We start from the raw sequence: 16298 nt of genomic DNA, 5'->3' as shown, positions 1-16298 counted from the left end.
CGATGGCTGGAGACACCGTCATCACGGTGATCGGCAATCTCACGTCCGACCCGGAGCTTCGCTTCACCCCTTCCGGTGCGGCGGTCGCGAACTTCACGGTCGCGTCCACCCCGCGCACACTGGACAAGCAGTCCGGTGAGTGGAAGGACGGCGAGGCCCTGTTCCTGCGCTGCAACATCTGGCGTCAGGCGGCCGAGAACGTCGCCGAGTCGCTGACGCGTGGCGCGCGTGTCGTCGTGCAGGGGCGCCTCAAGCAGCGGTCTTTCGAGACCAAGGAAGGCGAGAAGCGCACGGTCGTCGAGCTCGAGGTCGATGAGATCGGCCCGTCGCTGCGCTACGCCACCGCCAAGGTGAACAAGGTCAGCCGTGGCACCGGTGGCGGTGGAGGCGGCGGCTTCGGTGGCGGCGGCGGTGGCGGCCAGTCCGGCCCGCCCGCCGACGACCCGTGGGGTTCCGCCCCGCCCGCCGGTGGCGGCGGTGGCGGCGGGTTCTCCGACGAGCCGCCCTTCTGATCAGGCGCGCAGGCGCGGGCGAGAGCTCCGCGAGACGCCTCGAGACAACCACTACGTAAAAATCCAGGAGAAATACCGTGGCCAAGCCACCCATCCGCAAGCCCAAGAAGAAGGTCTGCGTGTTCTGCAAGGCCGAGAAGAAGGGCCGCCCGGAGAACATCGACTACAAGGACACCAACCTGCTTCGGAAGTACATCTCCGACCGCGGGAAGATCCGTGCCCGCCGGGTGACCGGCAACTGCAGCCAGCACCAGCGTGACATCGCCATCGCGGTCAAGAACTCCCGCGAAATGGCGCTGCTGCCCTACACCTCGACCGCACGCTAAGGAGGCACGTCAATGGCGAAGATCATTCTCACCACCGACGTCGCCAACCTCGGTGGGCCCGGCGACATCGTCGAGGTCAAGGACGGCTACGCGCGTAACTACCTGCTCCCCCGCGGCTACGCCATCGTGGCCACCAAGGGCGCGGAGAAGAACGTGCGCACGATCAAGCGGGCGCAGGAGAGCCGTCGCATCCGCGACCTCGACCACGCCAAGGAGATCAAGGCGACCCTGGAGGGCCTCGGCGCCATCCAGCTGAGCGGCAAGGCGGCCGAGGGCTCGAAGAAGCTCTTCGGTTCGATCACCACCGCCGAGATCGTGGACGCGATCAAGGCCGCTGGTGGCCCGCTGCTCGACAAGCGCGTCATCGAGCTGAAGGACCACATCAAGACCGTGGGCAAGCACTCGGTCGGCGCCCGTCTGCACCCCGACGTCCGCGTCGACGTGCGGCTCGAGGTCAAGGCCAAGTAACACCGCTTCGACAGAGGGCGGGACGTCTCCATCGCGGAGAAGTCCCGCCCTTTGCTTTGCGCGGAACCCCACCCGGCCGGGTCACGTCTTAGGATTGACTCGACGTCGAGGCACGGGGACTCAAAAAGGGGATCTGGAACCAATGGCTTACGACAGCAACGCCGAGCAGAACCGGCAGGAGAAGGTCACGGTGTCCGCGCCTGCCAATCCTGACAAGCCGTCGTCGGGCGGGGGCGGTGGCGGGTTCACCTTCGACAAGGACAAGATCGACGGCATCATCAAGAAGTGGACCGACCTGCAGGCCGAGCTCAAGCGGGACTACAACGACGCGAACCTGATGGCGAACGTCAAGGCGCCCGGCAAGGAGTTCGCGAGCGGCGACTGGGAGAAGCTGGCCAACCCGTCGGGCAAGGCGTTCCTGGAGCAGAACCAGAAGATGCAGGACTACGTCAAGAACTACATCGACCAGCTGACCGCCGCGAAGCAGAAGATCGCCACGAACGAGGCCGAAACGCAGGCTTCGCTCAACAAGCACAAGGCCGTGTGATGCGACGTTCCCTCGTTCTCCTCTTCGCCGCGGGCGCGCTGGTCGCCGGCTGTTCCGGCACCAAGAACGGCACCGCCTCGTCGGAGCCGACCTACACGACCGGTTCCCCCGGCGCGTCGAGCGGCTCGTCCGGCTCCGCGCCCAAGGTGTCGAACCCGTTGAACACCGCCTCGATCGAGAGCAACGCGTGCTCCGCGCTTTCCGCCGCGAAGCGCACCGAGCTCGGCCTCGGCGAAGGAGAGCAGCGCACGACGAGCGCCGGACCGGGCTGCTCGATCTTCGCCGCGGACGACCGGCTGAACCAGATCGAGATCAGCCCGGTGCTCGCGAACAAGAACGGCCTCAGCGACGTCTACGACACGAAGGCCAACAACGAGTACTTCGAGCCGACCGAGGTCGCCGGGTACCCGGCGGTGTACGCCGCGTCGCTCGACGCCCGTGACAAGGGCAAATGCGGCCTCTTCGTCGGCGTGACCGACCAGCTGGCCGTCAACATCCTGGTGCAGTACGACAACGGGCCCGGCGCGAGCGCGCCGTGCCCGGTCGCGCTCAAAGTGGGGGAAGCGATGATCGAGACGTTGAAGGAGGGCTGACGCGTGTTCCTGCTGCCGATCATCGCCGGATACTCGGCCTACAACCTGGCGACCACGAAATCCGGCGACTACGAAGCGTCGGGCGGCGATCGCAAGATCGACTGCTACAACATCTGGGAGAAGATCGTCACCGGTCCCGGTACCGGTTCGATCCAGGAGGGCCAGGCCGCGGCGACCCGGCTCAAGGCCGGCTACCAGGACAGGCTGACCACCATCGACAACCTGTCGAAGGAGATGGACGCCGCCTGGACCGGTAAGAGCGCCGAAGCCGCGCAGCAGTCCGGAGCACATCCGCTGCGCGCGTGGATGGACGACTCCGGCAAGAAGCTGGTCGACTCCGACAAGTACCTCGGCGAGCAGAACTCCGCGTTCACCACGGTGAAGGCGAAGGTGCAGCAGGTCCCGAAGGACCCGCCGAAGAACAACCTGCTCAACTCCATCACCCCGTGGACCACCGACACCGACCGCGCGATCCGTGACTACAACCAAAAGGGTCAAGCGAACGTCGACGCGTTCAACGAGTACTTCAAGGCCAGTTCCGAGAACGGCAAGAAGCTGCCCACCTACAGCAAGATGGAGGGGCAGAACACGAACGTCGACGTCAACGGCGGCGGCGGCAACGGCAAGGACAAGGACGGCAACGGGAACGGTCAGGGCGACCGGAACGGGCACAACGGCATGCCGGGCATCTCGACGCCGCCCGGTTCGATGCCGCCCGGCGGGATGCCGAGCGTCCCCGGTTCGAACATGCCGGGCATCGGCACGCCGGGTTCGAACCTGCCAGGGTCGAACCTGCCGGGCAGCAACATGCCCGGATCGAACATTCCCGGATCGAACATGCCGGGGTCCAACCTGCCCGGCGGGCAGTACAACCCGAACATCCCCGGCAGCAACTACAAGCCGCCGTCCTGGGACGACGGGACGAACGCGTCCGGCTACACCCCGCCGAAGATCCCCGGCGCCGGCGGCGGCGGCTTCGGCCCCGGTGGCGGCGGGGGAGGCGGCGGCTTCGGCGGCACCGACATCCCCGGTGCGGGCGGCTTCGGTCCGGACGGTGGCTTCGGCGCCGGATTCGGTCCCGGTGGCGGTAGCGGCGCGGCCCTGCCCGGCAACGCGGGTGCGATGGGCGGCGCCGGTACGGGCGGTGGCGCGGCCGGTTCCGGCTCCGGAGCGGGCCGTGGCGCCGGCGGCATGATGGGCGGCATGGGCGGTATGGGAGCCGGTGGCGCCAAGGGGAAGGGCGGCGAGGACGAGGAGCGCAGCGCCAAGTTCCTCGTCGGCGACGATCCCAACGAGATCTTCGGAACCGACGAACTCACCGCACCGCCGGTGATCGGCGAGTAGTCATCACGAGCGGGCCGGGCGCGTGCCAAGATTGGTGCGGCGCCCGGCTTGTCTTGTTCCGGGCTGGACGAACAAGAACGACTAGGGGGCAGTTCCGGTGCTGGACAAGCAGGTCACGATCACGACCGGCACCCTCATCACGCTGATCCGCCGACGGGGCGGCGAGCCGCACACGATCCTGTCGGAAACGCCGACCTGGTACGACGAGGACGCGCAGCGGGCCGAGGACGAGCGGACCAACGAGGAACTGGCGAGCCAGGGCCTCTTCGGCGCGCGGGGGCTGCACCCCGGCTTCAAGGCGACGCTCGAAGCGATCGCCAGGCCGTCACTCGAGTACTACGGCTGGGTCGACGGCGGCTTCGAGGGCAAGGCACTGAGCTTCAGCCTGCTCGCGGGGAGCGCCGGCGGTGAGGGTTTCGTCCTCGCCCGGCACAGCGAGCACGACGGCATCGCGCTCGCGTCGGTGCGGCCCGAAGAACTGCTCACCGAGTTCCTCGACCAGATCCCGAAGCTCGCGCCGGGACGCGGCCGCCCGATCGCCGTCCCGAAGAGTCAGGTCGAGGCCCCGCGGTCGTCGTCGACGGCGCAGGACGAGGGCTTCGAGGTGCTTCGCAGCGGACGGCAGAGCGCGGGCAGCCAGGAGGCCGACGAGCTTCGCCGCATCCTCGCGTTACGCCGTTTGGGGAGTGGCAGCCTCTACGTCGCGGCCCGCGGCCGGAGCGGCGCGCGGCAGCGGATCGAACGTCCGGTGAACTACATCGATACGACCGAAGGCCGGTGGCTGACCGAAGAGGTACCGGGGAGTGGCGAGCCGAGGATCGCCTTCACACCCGCCGACCAGCAGGTTCTCGCGGAACGACTACGGAGCGCACAGGGCAGGTTGTTCGCGTCCTGAATTCCGCTCCGGTCAGCCGGGCGGGGGACCCCTCTACTCTCCGTGGTATTCATCCACAGGGCACCCCTGTGCGCCCGCGTGCGACACGCCGAACGACGAGTTTCGCCCGACACGCCGGACGGAGTCGAATAAAGTTCTCCACAGTGTCTCCACAGGCGCTGACCAGCACTTTTGTCAGACCACTCCCTCGTTGCCCACAAGTTGTACACAGGCTTTCGGTCACCTGTGAAGGGATGCCCGTAGTCATCCCCAGGTTATCCACAGGGCGGTCCCCAGGCGAAATTGCGCTGGTCCTTTCGGGGGGCCTACCGTGCCCGCCGGGCCGGTACACACCGTGGTGGTCGTCCGGCAGGGGAAGAGCGCAGGGGAGCACCGGGAGCCGAGGGAGGGCGGCCCGTGGGCACGGGCGGACCGACCGGGGAAATTCTGGCATAATCGAACGCGTGTTCGATGTCTTGAGGAGGTGGCAGCAGCGGTGGCGCTGACCGACGACCGCAATCCGACGTACGCGGAGTCCGACCCGGGTCCCGGCGACCCCGGTCCGCGTGGCGGCGAATACGACCGCCAGCCTCCGCAGGACATCGCGGCCGAACAGTCCGTGCTCGGCGGCATGCTGCTGTCGAAGGACGCCGTCGCCGACGTCATCGAAGCCCTCGGGCCCGACGACTTCTACCGGCCCGCGCACCAGGCCATCTACGACGTCATCCTCGACCTCTACGGACGCGGCGAACCCGCCGACCCGATCACCGTCTCCGCCGAACTGGAACGCCGCGGCGAACTGGGCCGCGTCGGCGGTGCCCCGTACCTGCACACCCTGATCGCGACGGTGCCCACGGCGGCGAACGCCGGGTACTACGCCGAGATCGTCTCCGAGAAGGCGGTCCTGCGGCGTCTGGTCGAAGCTGGCACGCGGATCGTGCAGTACGGCTACGGCGCGGCCGCGGCCGACGGCGCGAACATCGACGAGGTCGTCGACCGCGCGCAGGCCGCGATCTACGACGTCACCGAGCGGCGCACCAGCGAGGACTACGTCGCGCTGGAAGAACTGCTCCAGCCGACCATGGACGAGATCGACGCGATCGCCTCCCGCGGCGGGCAGTCACAGGGCATCCCGACCGGGTTCGCCGACTTCGACGATCTGACCAACGGCCTGCACCCCGGCCAGATGATCATCGTCGCCGCGCGTCCCGGTGTAGGGAAATCGACCCTTGGTCTGGATTTCGCGCGTTCAGCGTCCATCAAACACGGTCTGACCAGCGTGATCTTCTCGCTGGAAATGAGCAGGACCGAGATCGTCATGCGCATGCTCTCGGCCGAGGCCCGGATCCGGCTGGCGGATATGCGCGGTGGCAAGATGTCCGACGACGACTGGACGCGCCTCGCGCGCCGGATGAGCGAGGTCTCCGAGGCGCCGCTGTTCGTCGACGACTCGCCGAACATGACGATGATGGAGATCCGCGCGAAGGCCCGGCGGCTCAAGCAGCGCAACGATCTCAAACTCGTCGTCCTCGACTACCTCCAGCTGATGACCTCGGGTAAACGCGTCGAGTCGCGGCAGCAGGAAGTCTCGGAGTTCTCGCGGCAGATGAAGCTGCTGGCCAAGGAGATCGAGGTCCCGGTGATCGCGATCAGCCAGCTGAACCGTGGTCCCGAGCAGCGGACCGACAAACGCCCGATGCTGTCCGACCTCCGTGAGTCCGGCTCACTGGAGCAGGACGCCGACCTCGTCATCCTGGTGAACCGCCCCGACGCCTGGGAGCGGGACGACCCTCGTGCCGGCGAGGCGGACCTGATCATCGCGAAGCACCGTGCCGGGCCGACGGCGACGATCACCGTCGCGCACCAGCTGCACTACAGCCGCTTCGTGGACCTTTCGCACGACTAGCGAACGGCTGCTACGCGAGCGTCGCGAGGAAGCGGGCGACCAGGGGGTTCTGGTCGTCGACCCGCCAGGCGACGGCGACTCGCGTGCGCGCGGTGGCGGGCGTGATCGTGCGGAAGGCGACCTCTTCGAGGCGGATGCGCCGGATGCTCTCCGGGGCCAGTGAAACGCCGAGGCCGGCGCCGACCAGTGCGCAGACGGTCTGCCATTCCACCGCTCGTTGAGCCACCTGGGGCGTGAAGCCCGCCTCGGCGCACAGGTCGATGATCCGGTCGTGCAGCCGCGGACCGACAGCGCGGGGCAGGAGCACGAAGGGCGAGCCCGCCAGCTGCTCGACCCGGATCGTCCGATGTGCCGCGAGCGGATGGGCCGACGGCAGAACCGCCACGAAGGGCTCGGTCAACACGGTCTTGAACCCGAGCTCCGGCTCGTCGGCGGGCGGTTCGCGCAGCAGGCCGATGTCGATACTCCGCTCGTGCAGGGCGGCGATCTGCGGTGCCGTGGTCATCTCGTGGATGTCCAGGTGCACGTCGGAAAACCGGTCCCGGTAAGTCCTCAGCAGACCAGGAAGGACGGTCAGGGCGAGGGAGGCCGCGAAGCCGATCCGCAGGCTGCCGGCGAGGCCACTGCCCACCGCCCGTGCCGCGGCCAGGCCGTCCGCGAGGCCGGCGAGGACATTTCGAGCAGCGGGCAGCAGTTCCCGACCGGCCGGAGTGAGGGCGACGCGTCCGGGGGCGCGGTCGAAGAGCGCGTGGCCGACCTTCTCCTCCAGACGGCGGATCTGCTGGCTCAGCGGCGGTTGCGCGATGCCGAGGCGCGTGGCCGCGTGGCCGAAGTGGAGCTCCTCGGCCAGCACGACGAAGGCGTGCAACTGGGCGAGTGGAAGCTCGGGGCGATCCATATTCCCAGAGATATCAGATGATGCTGAAAGCTGTATTAGACGTATCGCTGTCGGCCGCTTAGGTTCGGCGCATGACAGCAAGACGCGCGATCCTCAGCGGCTCGACGTTCGAGGAACAGATCGGGTACGCGCGGGCCGTGGTCGACGGCGACTGGGTGCACGTGTCCGGGACGACGGGGTTCGACTACCGCACCATGACGATCTCCGACGACGTCGTGGCGCAGGCCGAGCAATGCCTGCGCAACATCGAGGCCGCGTTGGACGAGGCGGAATGCACCTTCGCCGATGTGGTGCGAGTGCGCTACCTCCTGCCGGACCGGGAGGATTTCGAGCCATGCTGGCCGGTTCTGCGCCGGGCGTTCGGTGAGGTCCGGCCCGCCGCCACGATGCTCATGTGCGGCCTCGCCGACCCTCGGATGAAGATCGAGATCGAGGTGTACGCGCGGCGGGCCACCGGGTGAGCTTCAGTCCGGCTGGAAGAACGCGAGCATCTTCCGCGCGGCGTCCGGCGCCGTCAGGAGTTCGTGGACCCGTGCGGACATCCGGGCGGCGGCGCTCGTGCGCTCGAACATCTCGCGTTCGTATTCCTTGACGGCGGTCGGGAAGTCGCCGGGGTGCGCGGCCAGCGCGAGGCCGAGCAGGGCGCCGTCCAGCAGGGCCATGTTGGCGCCTTCCCCCACCGCGGGCATCAGGTGCGCGGCATCGCCCAGCAGCGTGACACCGGGATTCGCCTGCCAGGTCAGGCCCACCGGGAGAGCGGCGATGGGCCGGGGCACGACCGTGTCGTCGCAGGCCGCGATGAGCGCGGTGAAGCGGGCGTCCCAGCCGTCCAGTTCCTCGATCAGCCGCGTCCGGGCGGCGGCCGGGTCGTCGAACGGGATCCCGCTCGTGGCGAGCCAGTCCTCGGCGGTGTTGTAGAAGCTCAGGCCGACGCGGACGCGGCCGTCGCCGTTGCGCTGCGCGGCCAGGGATTTCCCGTCGCCGAGCGCCCAGTAGGTGCCGCGTCCGACCATCTCCGCGAGATCGGGATGGGTGCGATCGATATCGGAGATGCAGAGCTCGACGAGGTTGTGGCCGAGATGCACCGGGCGGGCGTCGGTGAGCAGCGCGCGGACCCGGGAGTTCGCGCCGTCGGCGCCGACCAGCAGGTCGTACGCCGCACTGGTCCTATCAACAAAGCTCAGCACGCCGTCTGCGGCGGAAGCGAACGCGTGCCCCCAGCGCACGGTGTCTTCGGGAAGGGAGTCCAGCAGCAGGTCGCGCAGATCGGCTCGGTCGACCTCGGGCCGCGCGAACGGCGCGTCGTCGGGCGTGTCCTCCTGCAACAGCAAGGTGCCGTCGGGCTCCAGAAGCTTCATGTCCTGGCCATCGCCGCGGGCGATCGCGTGGAACCCGTCGATCAGCCCGGCTTCGCGCAGCGCCCGCTGACCGGTGTCGGCGTGGATGTCGAGCATGCCGCCCTGGCCGCGGGCGTCGCGCGACGGTTCGCGTTCGTAGACGACGGCCTCGATGCCGTTGACGTGCAGAACGCGAGCGAGCGCCAGGCCGCCGAGGCCTGCTCCGACGATGGCGATGGTCATGGTCGTCCTCCTTCGATACAGTGTATTGCTCAATACACTGTATCGAACGATGCGTTGTATTGTCAGCGGCATGGTGGTGTGGGAGCGGCCGGAGCCGCCGGATCGGCCCGCCCTGGCCCCGCTGAGCCGCGAGCGGATCGTGCGGGCGGCGATCGAACTCGCCGACGCGGACGGCCTGGACGCGGTGTCGCTGCGCAAGATCGCCACCGCGCTCGACGTCGGCCCGATGCGGCTCTACGGCTACATCGCGAGCAAGGAGGAGCTGCTCGACCTGATGGTCGACGCCGCCCACGCCGGGATCCGGCCCACCGGAACCGGCTGGCGGGAAGCGCTGCGGTCGTTCGCCGAAGCCATGCGGCACACCGTTCACGAGCACGAATGGCTCGCCGACCTCCTGGGGGGCCGCCCCCAGCTCGGGCCGAACGCGCTGGCAGGCGGGGAGGCCGTGATGGCCGAGCTCGGCGAGCTCGATGTGGACGCCGTCATGCCGGTGGTCTCCGCGGTCAACGCGTACACGATCGGCGCGGTGCGCCGGGAGATCGCCGAGTGGCGCGCGAAACGCGCCACCGGGATGGACGAGAAGCGCTGGCAGGCCGAGCTCGGGCCCTACCTGCGGCGGACGCTCGCGACCGGCGAGCTCCCCGCGCTGGCCACGGTGGTGCGCGACGCCGTCCACCTGGACGCCGACGAGACCTTTCGGATCGGCCTCGATTTCCTGCTGGACGGCATCGAAGCCCGACTCTCAAGCTGAAGCACGTTCGAGCGCCGCCCGCCCCGCCGGCTCCCAAGCCGGTTTGCCGCCGGGGAGACCGAGCCTGCCGTTGCGTCCGATGCCGATCAGGTGCAGTGCGCGCAGGACCGCCCAGCCGCGAGCCCGTGCGACGGTGGCCTCGTCCGCGACCTCGCAGGCGTCGAAGAACCGGCTCGCCGCGCCCGGGGGAAGCAGGATCCAGGCCGCCGACAGGTCCGTCGCGGGATCACCCGCGCACAGCTCACCGAAGTCGATCACCCCGGAGAGCGTCCCCTCCCGCACGATCACGTTCGCGGGATGGAGATCGCCGTGCAGCCAGACCGGTGCCCCGTGCCAACCGGGTGCCGCGACGGCCTTCTCCCAGATTTCCCGGGCGGCCTCGACGTCCGCGTCGCCGTCGATGAACTCCAGTCCCTGGTCGAAACCGTCGCGCATCGCGGCGAGAGGGATGCCGCGAGCAGGGTTGACCGGGGCTTCCGCCGGGGCTTCCGCCGGGGCTTCCGCCGGCGCGTCCCGATGCAGCGCCTTGAGGAAACCCGCGAGGACCTCGGCCGCGTCGTGGTGGCTGATCGGCGCGTGATCCGCGGGCTCACCCTCGACCCAGCGCGTGATCGTCCAGGTGTGCTCGAACAGGTCCGAAGGTTCGCCGACGCGCACCGGGACGGGGATCGGCAGCGGCAGGCGATCGGCCAGCACGGGCAGCCACTTCTGTTCGAGGCGCAGGAGGCCGGGAGCACGCTCGGTGCGCGGCAGCCGGACCCCCAGGTCCGGACCGAGGCGCCACTGCTGGTTGTCCCAGCCGCCGTCGACGTCGCGGAGTTCGAGCTCCGCGAGATCCGGATGCTGTTGCCGCAGCAAGGCCCGCACCAGCTCCTGTTCGAACCTGAATTCGTCCATGATCGAGACTCCCATGTCAGCGCCGTGACCGTCCCGTGTCAGCGCCGCCCGCCAACGTGGTCACCATGAACAAGACATCGAGGACCTTCCGCCGCATCGGCCTCACCGCGCTGGCGGCCGCACTGCTGACCGGCGTGACCGTGCCGACGGCTTCCGCCGGGCAGGACCGGCCGGAGCTGCGGCAAGCCGTCCAGGAGTTCGTCGACGCCGGGTTCGGCGGGATGCAGCTGCGCGTCCGCGACGAGCGGGGCGAATGGACCGGCAGCGCCGGGGTGCGCGAACTGGGCGGAACCGCGAAACCGCCGACCAACGGTCACTTCCGCGTCGGCAGCACGTCGAAGAACTTCACCGCGACTTTGGTGCTGCAGCTGGTGGCCGACGGCAGGATCGGGCTCGACACCCCGGTCGCCGGTTTCCTTCCGCAGTTCGGGCTGGACTCGCGGATCACCGTGCGGATGCTGTTGCAGCACACCAGCGGGCTGTTCAACCACACCGGCCAGGTCAACCCGGACGGAACCGTCACGCCGGGAATCCCGTGGGCGGGCCAGGAGTGGGTGGACAAGCGGTTCCACACCTACCAGCCGGAGGAACTGGTCCGGCTGGCGGTGGCCAAGTCCCCGATCTTCGAGCCGGGCGCGCGCTGGAGCTACTCCAACACCAACTACGTGGTGGCCAGGCTGCTGGTCGAGAAGCTCACCGGCCGCCCCTTCGCCGAAGAGCTGGACCGGCGGATCCTGCGGCCGCTCAAGCTGCGCGACACCTTGTCGCCGGGAGCGTGGGCCGGGATGCCCAAGCCGTACGCCCACGCCTACTACCGCTACGAAGACGCGGGCCAGTGGAAGACGATCGACATCACGCACCAGAACCCGTCCTGGATTTCCAGCGCCGGCGACATGATCTCGACGACCAAGGATCTCCAGACGTACTTTTCCGCGCTGCAGAGCGGAAAGCTCCTCCCGGCCTCGCTGATGGCCGAGATGCGCAAGACGCACCCCGGCAGCGAAAGCCTCTACGGCTTCTACGGTCTCGGACAGTTCACGCAGGACTTGGGACCGGGCTGCGCCGGACCCATCCTGAACCACAACGGCGGCCTCAACGGCTACGCGGCCTTGATGTACAGCACGCCCGACGGCAGCAAGACGCTGACCGCGTCGATCACCGCGGGCGATTCCGAGAAGGACCCGCTGCCGTCGTTCCCGGCGGCGCTGAACAAGCTCGTCCGGACGGTGTTCTGCGGCAAGTGAGCACGGCCGGTCAGCGCGCCCGGTCGGCCAGCCGGCAGGCCAGCGCGCTGACCAGGTCTCGGAGCTCGACCGGGCGTTCGATGACGAACGGCCGGTCGAGCGCGGCGAGCAGCGGCGGGATCCAGTCGAGCCGCTGTGCCCGGATCCGGGCGCGCACCCAGTCGCCGTCGGACTCCAGGGTGGCCACGGACGGCGGGAAGACGGCGCGGATCTGGTCGGGTGTCGCCTGGATCCGCACGGAAACGTCGTGCCGGTGCGGTGTCTCGGCCAGCGCGGTCAGCACTCGCTCGGCCGGGTCGAAGCCGTCGGGCGCCTCGAACGTCCCGGCCCGTGCCTCGGCCGACTTGATCCGGTCGACGCGGAAGGTGCGCACCTCGCCGCTCGCCGAGTCGAAACCGGTCAGATACCACCGGCCGGAGTGCGCCACCACGCCGTACGGATGGACGACGCGTTCGCTGGCTCCGCCGTGCCCGGCGAGGTACGCGAGCCCGACCGGGTGCCGATCCCGTGCCGCCTCCGCGACGGTGAGCAGCACTTCGGCCTCGGCCGAGAGGGCTTTCCGGGCGGGTGAGGTGAAGTCGGCGGTCTCCAGCAGCGCGTCCAGCCGCCGGCCCAGTGCTTCGGGAAGGACACGGCGGACCTTCGCGGCCGCGCTCTCGACGGCCGCGACCGAAGTGGTGATCAACCCGGCTCGCCGTCCCGCGACCAGGCCGAGCAGGACCGCCAGCGCCTCTTCGTCGGTCAGCATCAGCGGCGGCATCCGGTAGCCGGGGGCCAGGCGGTAGCCGCCGTAGCGTCCGCGCACCGAGCGGACCGGGATGTCCAGGTCGAGGAGGTGCTCGGCGTAGCGGCGGACGGTGCGTTCGTCCACGTCGAGCCGTCCGGCGAGCTCGGCGACCGTATGCGTCCCGCCGCTCTGGAGGATCTCGAGCAGCGCGAGCACGCGGGCGATGGGCCTGGTCACAGCCCGGAGGATACCGGGCGGATCCTGCCCGGTATTGCTCCTAGCGTGGCCGGTGTTCCGCTTTCCGGCACTCGAAAGGACCCATCGTGCAGTTCGTATCCGTCCGCGTGATCACCCACGACGTCGCCCGCCTCGCCGGGTTCTACGAGAAGGCGACCGGCCTGGAAGCGCGGTGGCGCTCCGAGCAGTTCGCCGAGCTCGTCGGCCCGTCGTGCACCTTGGCGATCGGCAGTGCCGAGACGATGACCCTGTTCGGCGCGGACGCCGCGGTGCCGGAATCGAACCGGACCGCGATCCTCGAGTTCCGGGTCGAGGACGTCGACCGGGAGTACGACCGGCTGGCGGACCTGGCCGAGATCGTGCAGAAGCCGACCACGATGCCGTGGGGGAACCGGTCGCTGCTGTTCCGCGACCCCGACGGCAACCTGGTCAACTACTTCGCGCCGAGCGCGCCGTAGTTCCGGACGAACGCGGTCAGCAGCCGGGCGAACTCGTGGCGGTCTTCGTCCGGCCAGTCCGCCATCGCCTCGGCGAACACCGAACGGCGGAATTCGTGCATGCGCGTCACTTCGGCGCGGCCCGCCTCGGTGAGCACGAGGACGGCACGGCGGCCGTCGCGCTGATCGGCTTCACGCCGGAGAAAACCGTCCTCGACCGCACGAGCGACCAGACGGCTCGCGCGCGGCTGGTCGATGGTCAACGCCGCGGCGAGGCTGGTGACGGTGCCGGGTTCGCCGCTCTCCTCCGCCGCCTCGACGGCGTCGAGGAGTCCTTGTATCGCCTGGTCCGGCATCGTTTCGGCGCGGTCGCGCGCGAGTTTCGACAGCGATCGCCTCGCCTGGCTCCGCCGGATGGCGATCATCGCGCGTTCCACGTCGGCCACGGCGTCCGTCATTACCCGTCCTCACCAAATGCATGTACTTTTACATGTAGTTGCCGTCTACATGAGGAGTATCCATGAAGCCCGTCGGATTCTGGTTCGCCCACCTTCACCGGGCACTCGAATCTTCCCTGGAGCAGGCCCTCGCCGCCGAAGCGCTGACCCGTCGCCACTGGCAGGTCCTGAACACGATCGACAGCGGAGCCTCCGTCGACGAGGCGCTGTCGCCGTTCGGAGACCTGCGGGAAACCGTCGCCGACCTGCACGCTCGCGGCTGGGTCGACACCGAAGGCGCCTTGACCGAAGTCGGCAGGGAGGCACATCAGCGGCTGAAGGCCAAGGTCGGCGAGTTCCGCTCACGCGCGACCGAAGGCATCGGCGACGACGACTACCGGACGACGGTCGGCGTGCTCGAACGCATGGCGGCGAACCTCGCGCGGGAATAAGGCGGAACCCAGCGGCGTCGTCTATCCTGGTAGTTGAAAGTTCAAACACCTGGAGCTGACATGACGCCGGTGCTCTACCTCAGCCACGGCGCGCCGCCGCTCGCCGACGACGCCACCTGGACAAGCCAGCTCGCCGGCTGGTCCGCGAACCTCGAAAAGCCGAAGGCGATCCTCGTCGTCTCCGCGCACTGGGAAGAGGCACCGCTGACCCTCGGCGCCACCACCACGGTGCCGCTGGTCTACGACTTCTGGGGCTTCCCGGATCGCTACTACCAGGTGAAATACGCCGCGCCCGGGGCTCCCGAGCTGGCGGACAAGGTGCGCAACCTCCTGCGCTCGTCCCAGACCCCGGTCCACGACGCGCCCGACCGCGGCCTCGACCACGGCGCGTACGTCCCGCTCGTGGAGATGTATCCGGACGCCGACATCCCCGTACTCCAGGTGTCCATGCCGTCGCTGGACCCGCGCGAGCTGTTCGACCTCGGCCGGAAGCTCGCGCCGCTGCGCGACGAGGGCGTGCTGATCATCGGCAGCGGCTTCTTCACCCACAACCTGAGCGCGATGAGCCAGACCGACGGCACCGACGGGGCGCCGCCGTCGTGGTCGAGCGAATTCGACCACTGGGGTGCGGAAACGCTGCGCGAGGGCGACCTCGACGCGTTGCTGGACTTCCAGCACAAGGCCCCCGCCGCGGCCATCGCGCACCCCAGGATCGAACACTTCGCGCCCCTGTTCGTCTCACTCGGCGCGAGCTCTTCGGAAGGGAAGGGCGAAACCGTCATCGACGGCTACTGGCACGGCCTCGCCAAGCGTTCCCTCCAGTTCGGCTAACGGGACCGGAGCACTCCGGCGCCCGCCACCAGGCCGAGCGCCAGCAGCGTCACCACTCCGAACGACACGGTCAGCGAGGTCAGGTCGGCGATCCCGCCGATCAGCGACGGCGCGACGAGACCCGACGAGTAGGTGATGGTCGCGACGCCCGCGATCGACTGGCTCGGCGTCGGCCCGCTGCGTCCGGCCGCCGCGAAGGCGAGCGGCACGACGACGGAGACGCCGAGCCCGATCAACGCGAAGCCGCCCATCGCCATCACCGGATGGGCGGCGAAGACGACCAGCAGCCCGCCCGCCGTCGCGAAGACACCGCCCGCGCGGACGGTTCTGACCGAGCCGAAGCGCCGCACCAGCGCGTCGCCAGAGAGACGGGCCACCGCCATCGTGCAGGTGAACGCGGTGGTCGACGCGGCAGCGATCCCCGGCGAGGTGCCGAGAACGTCACGCAGGTAGACGGCGGACCAGTCGAGGCTCGCGCCCTCGGCGAAAACGGCGCAGAACGCGACGGCACCGATGATCACGGCCGACTTCGGCGGCAGCGCGAACCTAGGCGGCGGATGCTCGTCGGGTGCGCTGCGGACGTCGAACACACCCTGGCAGATCAGCGCGCCGGCGACGGTGAGCACGGCGGACACGATCACGAAGTGGATCCGCGCGTCCAGCGCCGTGTGTGCGGCGAGCGTGCCCGCGGCGGAACCGACGAGCGCGCCCGTGGTCCACATGCCATGCAGTCCCGACATGACCGACTTGCCCATCTTCTCCTCGACGTCGACGCCGAGGGCGTTCATCAGCACGTCCGAGGTGCCCGCCGCGGTGCCCATGACGAACAGCGCGAGGCACAGGGTGAAGAGGTTTCCCGCCAGGGACGGCAGGATCAGCGCCAGCGTCCAGTAGGCGAGCAGCAACCGGAGCCCCAGCCTGCCGCCGAGCCGATGCCCGATCCGCGCGGCGAGCGGCATGGTGAGCGAGGCACCGATGGCGGGGAAGGCGAGCGCGAGCCCGAGCTGGCCCGCGCTGATCCCCGCGTGTTCCTGGATCCACGGGATCCGGGTGGCGAAACTGCCGGTCACCGCGCCGTGCACGGCGAAGACGGCGGCGATGGCGATCCGCGCCTGCCGCACCCGCCGCGTCGGCCCGCCGACGGTTTCCACTGTGTTGGTCACTGAGCCCCCAAGGTCCATGAAACGACTCGACGGGCGTCAGCGTAAACTATCAGGAAGGGAACCTGATAATTAAT

The 16298-nt window shown here is 69.1% G+C and carries 20 protein-coding genes; 14 read left to right on the top strand and 6 right to left on the bottom strand.

Features of this window, described 5'->3' with window-relative positions; genetic code table 11:
- Nucleotides 1–2 precede the first annotated feature (2 nt).
- The 8 genes from ACLJO0_RS01670 to dnaB all read left to right on the top strand — a co-directional run bounded on the left by ACLJO0_RS01670 (nt 3) and on the right by dnaB (nt 6570).
- The gene (locus ACLJO0_RS01670) at nt 3–512 is read left to right on the top strand and encodes a single-stranded DNA-binding protein (RefSeq protein WP_125679406.1); all 510 of its coding nucleotides are present in this window, start codon (nt 3–5) and stop codon (nt 510–512) included.
- Between the two features lie 77 nt (nt 513–589).
- Entirely contained in the window at nt 590–838 is a 249-nt protein-coding gene (gene rpsR, locus ACLJO0_RS01665; RefSeq protein ID WP_005168122.1) for a 30S ribosomal protein S18, read from the top strand.
- A gap of 12 nt (nt 839–850) precedes the next feature.
- Entirely contained in the window at nt 851–1306 is a 456-nt protein-coding gene (gene rplI, locus ACLJO0_RS01660; protein WP_005168124.1) for a 50S ribosomal protein L9, read from the top strand.
- 142 nt (nt 1307–1448) lie between these two features.
- A complete protein-coding gene (locus ACLJO0_RS01655; protein WP_199748673.1) occupies nt 1449–1853 on the top strand; it encodes a hypothetical protein in 405 nt (134 codons plus the stop codon).
- Nucleotides 1853–2446, top strand: a complete 594-nt coding sequence (locus ACLJO0_RS01650; RefSeq protein WP_410576265.1) for a DUF3558 domain-containing protein — start codon at nt 1853–1855, stop codon at nt 2444–2446. Before ACLJO0_RS01655 ends, ACLJO0_RS01650 begins: the two co-directional genes overlap by 1 nt.
- A gap of 3 nt (nt 2447–2449) precedes the next feature.
- On the top strand, nt 2450–3790 hold the full coding sequence (locus tag ACLJO0_RS01645) for a hypothetical protein (RefSeq protein ID WP_410576264.1): 1341 nt from the start codon (nt 2450–2452) through the stop codon (nt 3788–3790).
- A gap of 97 nt (nt 3791–3887) precedes the next feature.
- The gene (locus tag ACLJO0_RS01640; protein WP_410576263.1) at nt 3888–4685 is read left to right on the top strand and encodes an ESX secretion-associated protein EspG; all 798 of its coding nucleotides are present in this window, start codon (nt 3888–3890) and stop codon (nt 4683–4685) included.
- Between the two features lie 475 nt (nt 4686–5160).
- Nucleotides 5161–6570, top strand: a complete 1410-nt coding sequence (gene dnaB, locus ACLJO0_RS01635) for a replicative DNA helicase (RefSeq protein WP_125791544.1) — start codon at nt 5161–5163, stop codon at nt 6568–6570.
- 10 nt (nt 6571–6580) lie between these two features.
- Here dnaB and ACLJO0_RS01630 read toward each other — a convergent pair whose 3' ends face one another.
- Complete coding sequence (locus ACLJO0_RS01630) at nt 6581–7468, bottom strand: LysR family transcriptional regulator (protein ID WP_410576262.1); 888 nt, start codon at nt 7466–7468, stop codon at nt 6581–6583.
- Nucleotides 7469–7539: 71 nt separating this feature from the next.
- Here ACLJO0_RS01630 and ACLJO0_RS01625 point away from each other — a divergent pair, with 71 nt between their 5' ends.
- Nucleotides 7540–7929, top strand: coding sequence for a RidA family protein (locus ACLJO0_RS01625; protein WP_125790743.1), 390 nt, complete (start codon nt 7540–7542; stop codon nt 7927–7929).
- Between the two features lie 3 nt (nt 7930–7932).
- Here the strand turns inward: ACLJO0_RS01625 and ACLJO0_RS01620 are convergent, their stop codons facing one another.
- The gene (locus ACLJO0_RS01620) at nt 7933–9048 is read right to left on the bottom strand and encodes an FAD-dependent oxidoreductase (RefSeq protein WP_410576261.1); all 1116 of its coding nucleotides are present in this window, start codon (nt 9046–9048) and stop codon (nt 7933–7935) included.
- 70 nt (nt 9049–9118) lie between these two features.
- Between ACLJO0_RS01620 and ACLJO0_RS01615 the strand changes: the two genes are divergently transcribed.
- Nucleotides 9119–9799: a TetR/AcrR family transcriptional regulator gene (locus ACLJO0_RS01615; protein WP_410576260.1), complete on the top strand. Its 681-nt coding sequence runs from the start codon at nt 9119–9121 to the stop codon at nt 9797–9799.
- Here ACLJO0_RS01615 and ACLJO0_RS01610 read toward each other — a convergent pair.
- The gene (locus tag ACLJO0_RS01610) at nt 9791–10696 is read right to left on the bottom strand and encodes an aminoglycoside phosphotransferase family protein (RefSeq protein WP_410576259.1); all 906 of its coding nucleotides are present in this window, start codon (nt 10694–10696) and stop codon (nt 9791–9793) included. The genes ACLJO0_RS01615 and ACLJO0_RS01610 overlap by 9 nt on opposite strands.
- Nucleotides 10697–10761: 65 nt before the next feature.
- Here ACLJO0_RS01610 and ACLJO0_RS01605 point away from each other — a divergent pair, with 65 nt between their 5' ends.
- Nucleotides 10762–11940, top strand: a complete 1179-nt coding sequence (locus ACLJO0_RS01605; RefSeq protein WP_410576258.1) for a serine hydrolase domain-containing protein — start codon at nt 10762–10764, stop codon at nt 11938–11940.
- 10 nt (nt 11941–11950) lie between these two features.
- Here ACLJO0_RS01605 and ACLJO0_RS01600 read toward each other — a convergent pair whose 3' ends face one another.
- The gene (locus tag ACLJO0_RS01600) at nt 11951–12904 is read right to left on the bottom strand and encodes a helix-turn-helix transcriptional regulator (protein ID WP_410576257.1); all 954 of its coding nucleotides are present in this window, start codon (nt 12902–12904) and stop codon (nt 11951–11953) included.
- Nucleotides 12905–12990: 86 nt separating this feature from the next.
- Between ACLJO0_RS01600 and ACLJO0_RS01595 the strand changes: the two genes are divergently transcribed.
- Entirely contained in the window at nt 12991–13362 is a 372-nt protein-coding gene (locus tag ACLJO0_RS01595; protein WP_410576256.1) for a VOC family protein, read from the top strand.
- On the opposite strand, the gene ACLJO0_RS01590 is transcribed toward ACLJO0_RS01595, so the two are convergent.
- A complete protein-coding gene (locus tag ACLJO0_RS01590; protein WP_410576255.1) occupies nt 13338–13799 on the bottom strand; it encodes a MarR family winged helix-turn-helix transcriptional regulator in 462 nt (153 codons plus the stop codon). The two genes, ACLJO0_RS01595 and ACLJO0_RS01590, sit on opposite strands and share 25 nt — an antisense overlap.
- Nucleotides 13800–13861: 62 nt before the next feature.
- On the opposite strand from ACLJO0_RS01590, the gene ACLJO0_RS01585 reads away from it, so the two are divergent.
- Entirely contained in the window at nt 13862–14230 is a 369-nt protein-coding gene (locus tag ACLJO0_RS01585; RefSeq protein ID WP_410576254.1) for a MarR family transcriptional regulator, read from the top strand.
- Nucleotides 14231–14290: 60 nt separating this feature from the next.
- Nucleotides 14291–15061, top strand: coding sequence for a dioxygenase (locus ACLJO0_RS01580; RefSeq protein WP_410576253.1), 771 nt, complete (start codon nt 14291–14293; stop codon nt 15059–15061).
- Here the strand turns inward: ACLJO0_RS01580 and ACLJO0_RS01575 are convergent.
- A complete protein-coding gene (locus ACLJO0_RS01575; RefSeq protein WP_410576252.1) occupies nt 15058–16224 on the bottom strand; it encodes an MFS transporter in 1167 nt (388 codons plus the stop codon). The genes ACLJO0_RS01580 and ACLJO0_RS01575 overlap by 4 nt on opposite strands.
- Between the last annotated feature and the right edge of the window lie 74 nt (nt 16225–16298).

The organism is Amycolatopsis sp. lyj-108, assembly GCF_046549005.1.
Taxonomy (GTDB): Bacteria; Actinomycetota; Actinomycetes; order Mycobacteriales; family Pseudonocardiaceae; genus Amycolatopsis.
The sequence above is the reverse complement of the archived record's forward strand: the minus strand, read 5'-3'. Positions and strand labels throughout refer to the sequence as shown.